The sequence below is a fragment of the Micromonospora sp. NPDC051296 genome, assembly GCF_040682255.1.
In the GTDB taxonomy this organism is placed as follows: domain Bacteria; phylum Actinomycetota; class Actinomycetes; order Mycobacteriales; family Micromonosporaceae; genus Micromonospora; species Micromonospora craterilacus.
In genome coordinates this window covers 1-9,310 of the sequence record NZ_JBFBAO010000283.1, presented here as the reverse complement: position 1 = coordinate 9,310, position 9,310 = coordinate 1, and the positions used below count along the sequence as shown (strand labels likewise).

6 protein-coding genes and 1 pseudogene are annotated in these 9,310 nt (G+C 72.1%); 5 read left to right on the top strand and 2 right to left on the bottom strand.

The window, feature by feature from the left end:
- Positions 1-110: pseudogene (locus AB0M52_RS24910) on the top strand (DUF2231 domain-containing protein); the annotation flags it as partial.
- A gap of 38 nt (positions 111-148) precedes the next feature.
- On the opposite strand, the gene metG reads toward AB0M52_RS24910, so the two are convergent.
- Positions 149-1,951 (bottom strand): methionine--tRNA ligase, encoded by a 1,803-nt coding sequence (gene metG, locus AB0M52_RS24905; RefSeq protein WP_363958150.1) that lies wholly within the window; start codon positions 1,949-1,951, stop codon positions 149-151.
- Positions 1,952-2,090: 139 nt separating this feature from the next.
- Between metG and AB0M52_RS24900 the strand changes: the two genes are divergently transcribed.
- Positions 2,091-3,002 (top strand): hypothetical protein, encoded by a 912-nt coding sequence (locus AB0M52_RS24900; RefSeq protein ID WP_363958147.1) that lies wholly within the window; start codon positions 2,091-2,093, stop codon positions 3,000-3,002.
- Positions 3,003-3,074: 72 nt separating this feature from the next.
- Here AB0M52_RS24900 and rsmI read toward each other — a convergent pair whose 3' ends face one another.
- Positions 3,075-3,926, bottom strand: coding sequence for a 16S rRNA (cytidine(1402)-2'-O)-methyltransferase (gene rsmI / locus AB0M52_RS24895; protein ID WP_363958145.1), 852 nt, complete (start codon positions 3,924-3,926; stop codon positions 3,075-3,077).
- 192 nt (positions 3,927-4,118) lie between these two features.
- Here rsmI and AB0M52_RS24890 point away from each other — a divergent pair, with 192 nt between their 5' ends.
- The 3 genes from AB0M52_RS24890 to AB0M52_RS24880 form a co-directional block, all read left to right on the top strand.
- Positions 4,119-5,702, top strand: a complete 1,584-nt coding sequence (locus AB0M52_RS24890; RefSeq protein WP_363958153.1) for a phospholipid carrier-dependent glycosyltransferase — start codon at positions 4,119-4,121, stop codon at positions 5,700-5,702.
- Between the two features lie 774 nt (positions 5,703-6,476).
- On the top strand, positions 6,477-6,857 hold the full coding sequence (locus AB0M52_RS24885; protein ID WP_363958143.1) for a hypothetical protein: 381 nt from the start codon (positions 6,477-6,479) through the stop codon (positions 6,855-6,857).
- Positions 6,845-9,310: glycosyltransferase (locus tag AB0M52_RS24880; protein ID WP_363958140.1), on the top strand; the 2,466-nt coding region annotated here is incomplete at its 3' end. The genes AB0M52_RS24885 and AB0M52_RS24880, both read left to right, overlap by 13 nt.

The window sequence follows — 9,310 nt, the reverse complement described above, 5'->3', positions numbered from 1 at the left end:
ACCTGGGCCAACTGGCGTTCTGGAATCTCTCCGTCGGCCTGATCGGCGGCCTGCTTGCCGCCGCGGCCGGGCTGGTCGACCTGCTGGCCATCCCGTTGTCGGGGTCGCGCCCGTCGCGCTGTTACGTCATCGCGGCCGGGGCCGCAGGTCAGCCGCCGAGCCGGGCCAGCTCCTCGTCGACGATCGACGGGTCGAGCTTGCGGAACACCGGCTTGGGCGGGGCGAGCGGCCGGCCCACCTCCAGCGGTACGGACTCCCAGCGCGTGCCCTGCGTGTAATCCCCGGTCAACACCGGGTACGCGGGCCCGCCGTCGAGGTCGGCCACCTCCTCGATGACCGGCATCGGGGCATGCACCCCGCTGCCGCCCAGCAGCTCGTACACCTTCTGCGCGGAGTGCGGCAGGAACGGGGTGAGCAGCGTGTTGGCGTCGCTGACCACCTGGAGGGCGACGTGCAGGATGGTGCCCATCCGGGGCTTGTCCGCCTCGCCCTTGAGCTTCCACGGCGCCTGCTCGGAGAGGTACTTGTTGGCCTCGGCGACCACCTTCATCGCCTCGCCGATGGCCTGCTTCTGCCGGTGCCGGGCGATCAGGTCGCCGACCGTGGCGAAGCCGGCGCGGGCCACGGCGAGCAGTGCCTCGTCGGCCTCGGTCAGCCCGTCCGGGCCGACCGCGGGGATCTCGCCGAAGTTCTTCGCCGCCATCGACACCGACCGGTTGACCAGGTTGCCCCAGCCGGCGACCAGCTCGTCGTTGTTGCGGCGGAGGAACTCGGCCCAGGTGAAGTCGGTGTCGTTGCTCTCCGGGCCGGCCACCGCGATGAAGTAGCGCAGCGCGTCGGCGTCGTACCGTTCGAGGAAGTCCCGGACGTAGATGACCACCCGACGGGAGGAGGAGAACTTGCGTCCCTCCATGGTCAGGAACTCGCTGGAGACCACCTCGGTGGGCAGGTTGAGCCGCCCGAGCTGGCCCGGCTCGCCGTCCCGGCTGCCCTCGCCGGAGTAGCCGGCGAGCAGCGCCGGCCAGATCACCGAGTGGAAGACGATGTTGTCCTTGCCCATGAAGTAGTAGGACTGGGAGTCCTTCCCCTCACCGTCGGTGGACCACCACCGGCGCCACGCCTCGGGGTCGCCGGTGCGGCGGGCCCACTCGATGGACGCGGACAGGTAGCCGATCACCGCGTCAAACCAGACGTAGATCCGCTTGTCGGTGCGCTCGCGCCAGCCGTCGAGCGGGATCGGCACGCCCCACTCCAGGTCGCGGGTGATGGCCCGGGGCTGGAGGTCGTCCAGCAGGTTCCTGGAGAACCGCAGCACGTTGGGGCGCCAGCCCTCGCGGGTGTCCAGCCACTGGCGCAGGATCTCGGCCAGGGCGGGCAGGTCGAGGAAGAAGTGCTCGGTCTCGACGAACTTCGGCGTCTCCCCGTTGATCTTCGACCTGGGGTTGATCAGGTCGATCGGGTCGAGCTGGTTACCGCAGTTGTCGCACTGGTCACCGCGGGCGCTGTCGTAGCCGCAGATCGGGCAGGTGCCTTCGATGTACCGGTCGGGCAGGGTCCGGCCGGTCGACGGGGAGATCGCGCCCATGGTGGTCTTCGGCACGATGTAGCCGTTGCGGTACATCCCCTCGAACAGATCCTGCACCACCGCGTAGTGGTTACGGGTGGTGGTGCGGGTGAAGAGGTCGTAGGAGAGGCCGAGGCCGTGCAGGTCCTCCACGATCACCCGGTTGTACCGATCGGCCAGCTCACGGGGGGTCAGCCCCTCGGCGTCGGCCTGCACCTGGATCGGGGTGCCGTGCTCGTCGGTGCCGGAGACCATGAGCACGTCGTGGCCGGCCATTCGCATGTACCGGGCGAAGACGTCAGAGGGAACGCCGAAACCGGAAACGTGGCCGATGTGGCGCGGGCCGTTGGCGTAGGGCCAGGCCACTGCCGCGAGAACGTGACTCATGCCCAGCAAGCCTAGTGACCCGCCCCGGGTGCCTGCGAACCAATAGGGGTGCCCGGCCGGCCAAGCGGCCATCCGCTGGTCCGATTTGTCGCCGACACGCTGCCTGAGCTGCCCGGCCGTGAACATCCACCGGTGTCCAATGAAGCGCGTGACTGGCAGCCGAGCCGCCCCCGACCACGAGGACGGCCTCCCCACCGACACCCGGCCGGACCCGGCCGTGCCGTCGCGTACCCATGCCGTGCCGCCGCATCCCCGGACGGTGCCGCCGGCCGCGCCAGAGGGTTCCGACCCCGCCGGCCCGGCCGCCGTCGAGCTGGAGCCGACCACCGGCGCGCCCGTTGACGCGGTGCCCCGCCGGGTCCCGGTGCGGTCGTCCGGCCGCCGGGTCCGTCAGGGTCAGTCCGCCGACGGGGGTACGCCGGACGGCGACGCGTTCTGGGCGCCCATCGAGGAGGTGCACTGGGACGGCACGCCGGTACGGCCGGAGGCGACCGGTGACGCCAGCCCGTGGTGGCGCCGGGTCTGGCCGGCGCGCCGCCACCGGGACCGGACCCGCCGCCCGCCGGATCCGCGGTGGGGGCTGCCCGCGCTGCTCGGGCTGAGCCTGACAGCGGCCTTCTTCGCCTGGGTCAGCGCCGGCCCGCTCTGGCTCGCGGTCGGGCATGCCACCTCGGGCACGGTGGTCATGACCGAGTGCACCGGGGACGGGCTGACCCAGCGGTGCCGGGGGATCTTCACCGCGGCGGACGAGGAGTTCCGGACACACGGCGTACGGGTCAGCGGGGTACCCGAGCACCGGGCGACGGCCGGCGCGACCCTGCCCGCCCGGATGACCGGCCCGGGCGACGACACCGCGTACGCCGACCGTGGGGCCGGTGCTCACCTGCGCTGGCTGCTCGGCCTGTTGGCCGTACTCGGCTGCGCGTGGGGCATCGCCCGATGCACCGGCGCGACCCGGCTGACCGATCCACGAGCCCGACGCTGGGCGGTCACCGCCGCGCTCACCGGCCCGCTGGTGATCACCCTCGGCTTCCTCGCCGCCGCCTGGTGAGCCGCACGCCCGTCGCGATGTTGTTAAAAGGGGGCCCTTCCTCTACCGGAGGCGTTAAGAAGGGGCCCTTCCTTACACCTGGTGCACGACGGCATAAACCTCGCGACGGCGTAGACCGAAGGTGGTGGCGACCTCAGTGATGGCGTCGCGGCGGGTCAGGCCCGCGGCCTCCCGCTCGGCCACCGCGGCGCGCAGCGCGTCGTCGTCGGGGCGGGTCGCGGGCGTCGCCGGGGCACCGGCCACCACGAGGGTGATCTCGCCGCGCGGCTCACCCTCGCCCGCCCACCGGGCCAGCTCGCCGAGCGGGCGGCGCAGCACCTCCTCGTACGTCTTGGTCAGCTCCCGGCACAGCGCGGCGGGCCGGTCGGCGCCGAACGCGTCGGCCAGGTCGGCAAGGGCGGCAGCGACCCGGTGCGGCGCCTCGAAGAGCACCAGCGTCCGCTCCTCGCTGGCCAGGGTCCGCAGCCGGGCGCGGCGGGCACCTGGGCTGCGCGGCAGGAACCCCTCGAAGCAGAACCGGTCGCAGGGCAGCCCGGACAGCGCCAGGGCGGTGGTGACGGCGCTGGGCCCGGGCGCGGCGGTGACCGGGATCCCGGCGTCCAGGGCCGCCCGGACCAGCCGGTAGCCGGGGTCGGACACGCTCGGCATCCCGCCGTCGGTGACCAGCGCGACCTGGTATCCGGCGACGAGCACCTCGACCAGTTCCGGGGTACGCCGCTCCTCGTTGCCCTCGAAGTAGGAGACGATCCGCCCGGAAATCGTCACGTCGAGGTCGCGGGCCAGCCGACTCAACCGCCGGGTGTCCTCGGCGGCGACCACGTCGGCGGTGACCAGCACCTCACGGAGCCGGGTGGAGGCGTCGGCGGGGTTGCCGAGCGGCGCGCCGAGCAGAATCAGGCGACCCGGTTCGGACATTTCACCCACGAGTGCGTGCTCCTTCATCGATGGTCGTACCGGATTCGGGGACGACAGACGCCACCGCCCCCCTCCGCAGCCTACGATCGCCGGGTGACGAGTGCGTCGACAGCACAGAGCGCGAGCGCGGACCGCCCGGCGCCGGAGGTTTCAGTGACCGGGACCGGCCCCACCGACCCGGCGGGCGGTGGTGTGCCGGCGATGGTGCGCCGCCGGCTGGCCACCGTCGAGGCCCGGCTGGACGGCCGCTCGTGGCTTGCCACTGCGGTGGTGGTGGCGATCGCGGCGATCATCCGGTTCGCCAATCTCAGCCACCCGCCCGGCAAGATCTTCGACGAGATCTACTACGCCCGGGACGCCTGGGGCCTGGTCGACAAGGGCGTCGAGTGGAACTACAAGGACGGCGGCCCGTCGTACGTCGTCCATCCACCGCTGGGCAAGTGGCTGATCGGCTTCGGCGAGTGGGCGTTCGGCTATGCCGACGCCGAGCACGGCATCTCGGTGCCCGGGCACCTGTGGACCACCTCGCCCGAGTTCGGCTGGCGCTTCTCGGCGGCGCTCCTCGGCACCCTGTCGGTGCTGCTGCTGGTCCGGATCGGTCGCCGGATGTTCCGCTCCACGGTGCTCGGCTGCGCCGCCGGCCTGCTGCTCGCGGTCGACGGCTTCCACCTGGTGCTGTCCCGCACCGCGCTGCTGGACATCTTCCTGCTCTTCTTCGTGCTGGCTGCGTTCGGGGCGCTGGTGCTCGACCGGGACGCGACGCGCCGGCGCTGGGCCCGGGCGCTGGAGGCGGGCCTGGATCCCACGGCCCGGGGGCGTGCCGGCCGCCCGCCCGGCGGGTGGCGGAACTGGCCCTGGTGGCGACTGGCGACCGGGGTGCTGCTCGGCTGCGCCTTCGCGGTGAAGTGGAGCGCGCTGTTCTTCGTCCCGGCCTTCGCGCTGCTGATGTTCCTCTGGGACGTCGGCGCCCGCCGCTCGGCCGGGGTACGCCGGCCGTGGCGGGACACCCTGCTCGACGGAGTGCCCTGGATGGTGCTCGCCGGCTTCCTGATGGCGGTCACCTACGTGGCGACCTGGTCGGGCTGGCTGCTCGGCCAGGACGGCTACTACCGGCTCGCCGAGCGCTACCCGGGGGCGGATCTCAGCGACACGCCGGTGGTCGGCGCGCTGTGGAACCTGGTGCAGTACCACCAGGCGGCGCTGGGCTTCCACAACCAGCTCGACGACCCGCACAAGTACCAGTCGTGGCCGTGGCAGTGGCTGCTGCTGGGCCGGCCGGTGGCGTTCCACTGGACCGGCGACGGCGCCTGCGGCGCGCCGAGCTGCGCCGAGGAGGTTCTGCTCCTCGGCACTCCGCTGCTGTGGTGGTCGTTCCTGCCCGCGCTGGTGGCACTGGTCTGGCTCGGCCTGGCCCGGCGGGACTGGCGCGCCGGGGCGATCCTGCTCTGCGCGGCCATGGGCCTGCTGCCGTGGTTCTGGTTCGCCCTCGACGGCCGGACGATGTTCTCCTTCTACGCCGCGCCCGCGCTGCCGTTCCTCGTGCTGGCGGTGGTCTACGTGCTCGGCGCGATCGCCTCGCCGGCCGGGCCGAGCGGTGACCGACCGGTGGGCGGCGTCCACGACGAGGCCAGCCGGGACCGCCGGCTGATCGGCAGCGTGATCGCCGGGGCGTACGTCGTGCTCGTCGTCCTCTGTTTCGCGTACTTCTATCCGATCTTCGTGGGCCAGGTCCTGCCGTACGCCGATTGGTCGGCACGGATGTGGTTGGACGGCCGCTGGATCTGAACCACGCCGATGGTCCTGGGCCGGGCGCCCGGGACCATCGCATGGGTGCCGCCCGTGAAGGTCCAGGTGGCGCCCGGTGGACCCGTGACCAGCACGACGAAGGGCCCGGTGCCGAAGCACGCGGGCCCTTCCGGGAATTAGGACGCGCCCCGATCGCCTGCCACGGGGGAAGCGGGCGATTGGGGCGCGCATCAAAAGCTTAACCACCCATGACCAGCGGCACAACGGGGCGGCGCGGGTCAGATTTCCGACGGACGCCGATCAAGGCGGCGATCCATGCCCAGCGCCGCCACTGTGTGATCATCCGCGGACTCTGCGCTGCTAGGCGTGGCCAGATCGGCCGACACCCCGCGACCGGCGCAGGCCGATCGACCCGCCCGGATGAGTGGAGAAACATTCCTGTCCGTCCCGATTCGACCTAACTGAGTGATTAGTCACCTAAGAGCTAAATCATGGGTCCGAGTCCGGATGTTCAGATTGCGAAGACTGGACATCTCGGGAGCTCCAAGGAAGCCGACATAAGGTGCCTACCACCCCTTTAGCCTCGTCCGGGTGGCCGCAAACATTCACCGTCACCGGGCGCCCGACGTCCCCATTGGACTGTCCCCGAACATCGCCTCCCGACTCCCGTCCGCGCCGATCTTCGTCGATATAACCGGGCGGCGGCAGCGGCGGGTCCGCCGCTGGGGAGTCCTCGTCGCCACCGGATCCCTCGTGTACATCCCGCTCGTCGCGGCCGCCGTCCTCCCTGGACCTGCGGCACCGTCCGGCGCGGTGCAGCCGTCCGACGACGGACCCCGCCTGCAGGTGGCCAACCAGCCGGCCGACCCGCCCCAACACCTTGACTTCCACCGGACAGACGCCGACCCGACCACCACGGCCGACCCGACCACCACGGTAGACCCGATCACCACGGTGGACCCGACCACCACGGCCGACCCGATCACGACGGCCGAACCACCCGGGCCGGAACCGGCACCCGAGCCACCGGTACCGGACGCGTCGCCCGGTCCCCGCCGCCCGACGCGCCTCCCGACGGCCGTGCCCTCGTCCCCCACCCCGCCGCCGAGCGACCCGGAGCCCGCACCATCGGTCACCCCGTCCGCCCCGCCGGCCACGCCCGCCCCGGAGCCGCTCGGCGGGTGGCTCGCCTGATGGTCCGTACCCCGCTCACCGTCCCGCCCGCCCGCCCGGACCACCCCACCCAACCTCGGCACCGCACCGGGTGGATCGTCTGGGGATCCCTGCTCACCGTCGTGCTCTGCGTGCTGTTCGTCGAGGCGTACGCGAACTCCGAATTCGTCCCCGACCACGTCCGAGAGGTCGGCGACCAGGCCGGGGTGCCCGCCGCCATCCGGGCCGGCGGCCCGGTGATCGACACCACTGAGGGGCAGGCGACCTCCTACCACATGCCACCGCACACCATCGCCCTCACCTTTGACGACGGCCCCGATCCGGTGTGGACGCCGAAGGTGCTCGACGTGCTGCGCCGGCACCAGGCCCCCGCCACCTTCTTCGTGGTCGGCAGCCAGGTGGCCCGCCATTCCGATCTCGCCCGGCGGATCGCCGCCGAGGGACACGAACTGGGTGTGCACACCTTCAGCCACCCGGACGCGACCCTGCTGTCCGGCTGGCGGCGACGGCTGGAGTACGCGCAGACCCAGCAGGCCATCATGAGCGCCGCGGGCGTACGGACCAGCCTGCTGCGCTTCCCGTACTCCTCGACGCCCGACGCCGTCGACGACGAGGCGTGGGCGGCGATCCGGGAGGCCGGCCGCCTCGGCTACCTGACGGCGGTGAACGACACCGACAGTAGGGACTGGGCAAAGCCGGGCCCGGACGTCATGGTGCACAACATGATCCCGCCGGACGGGCAGGGCGCGGTGGTGCTGCTGCACGACGCCGGTGGTGACCGATCCCAGACGCTGGTCGCCCTGGACCGCTTCATCCCGATGATGATGGCTCTGGGATACCGGTTCACGACCGTCAGCGACGGGGTGAACCGGACGCTGGAGATGGACGGGGCGGACGCCCGGCCGGTCGCGGGGAACGTGCCGGTCTCCGGACTCGACCGCTGGCGGGCCGGCTCGGTGGTGCTGGCCGTCGGCATCGCCGACCTGTTCCTCGCCGCGCTGCGGGTGCTCTTCGTGGTGGTCGGCGTCCTGATGCTCGTCCGTACGGTGCTGCTGCTCCTCCTCGCCGGCCGGCTCGCCCGGCGTCGCCGGTCCCGGCGCTGGCGGTGGGGGCCACCGGTCACCGATCCGGTCTCGATCATCGTGCCGGCCTACAACGAACAGGCCGGCATCGTCGCCGCCGTCCGGTCGCTGGCCGCCGGGGACCACCGGGCCATCGAGGTCATCGTGGTCGACGACGGGTCGACCGACGGGACCGCCGACCTGGTGGAGGCGCTGGGCCTGCCGAACGTCCGGGTCATCCGGAAGCCCAACGGCGGCAAGCCGAGCGCCCTGAACACGGGGATCGCGCACGCCCGGAACGAGATCATCATCATGGTCGACGGCGACACGGTGTTCGAGCGGGACGCCGTCCGCCGGCTGGTCCAGCCGTTCGCGGACCCGTCGGTCGGTGCGGTCGCGGGCAACGTCAAGGTGGCAAACCGTACCGGCCTGCTCGGGCGGTGGCAGCACATCGAGTACGTGATCGGTTTCAACCTGGATCGCCGGCTGTACGAAACGCTCGGCTGCATGCCGACCGTGCCCGGAGCGATCTCGGCGTTCCGGCGTCGCGCGCTGCTCACCGCCGGCGGCATCAGCCACGACACGCTGGCCGAGGACACCGACATCACGATGGCCGTCCTCCGGGCCGGCTGGCGGGTCGTGTACGAGGAACAGGCCCGGGCCTGGACCGAGGTGCCCTCCTCGGTGGCCCAGTTGTGGCGGCAGCGTTACCGCTGGAGCTACGGCACCATGCAGGCGATGTGGAAGCACCGCCGGGCGATCTTCGACCGCGGGCCCTCCGGCCGCTTCGGGCGGTTCGGCCTGCCGCTGCTCGCGCTGTTCGGGGTGGTGCTTCCCCTGCTCGGGCCGATCCTGGACCTGATGGCCGTCTACGGGCTCTTCTTCCTCGGGGCCACCGAGACCGCCCTGGCCTGGCTGGCGATGCTCGGCGTCCAGGCGGTCACCGCGCTGGTGGCCTTCCGGCTCGACCGGGAGCGTCTCCGCCCGCTGTGGACACTGCCGTTGCAGCAGTTCGCCTACCGGCAGCTGATGTACCTGGTGCTGGTCCGCTCGACGGTCACCGCGCTGACCGGGACGCGGCTGGGGTGGCGGAAGCTGAAGCGGGCCGGCGATCCGGCGACCGACCCGGCCAGGCAACGGGTGCCGGCCACCGGTGGCGGCCGGGACCGCTGGTTCGACGTGCTGCGGGCGGTCGCGCTGGCCCGGGTGATCGTCTACCACATGTGGGGCTTCGCCTGGTTGAGCTGGGCCTTCCCCGCCATGGGAGTCATGTTCGCCCTCGCCGGCTCCCTGATGGCGCGGTCGCTCGACCGTGCGCCGGCTGGTGCGCTGAACGCCCGTCTCCGGCGGCTCCTGCCCGCACTCTGGGCGATGGGGCTGCTGCTCGTACCGACGATGATCTGGCACGGCTGG

Excerpts from the sequence above, each read along its gene's own strand:
- AB0M52_RS24900 (WP_363958147.1), top strand. The coding sequence starts at position 2,091 with ATGAAGCGCGTGACTGGCAGCCGAGCCGCCCCCGACCACGAGGACGGC.
- AB0M52_RS24890 (WP_363958153.1), top strand. The coding sequence starts at position 4,119 with ATGGTGCGCCGCCGGCTGGCCACCGTCGAGGCCCGGCTGGACGGCCGC.
- metG (WP_363958150.1), bottom strand. The coding sequence starts at position 1,951 with ATGAGTCACGTTCTCGCGGCAGTGGCCTGGCCCTACGCCAACGGCCCG.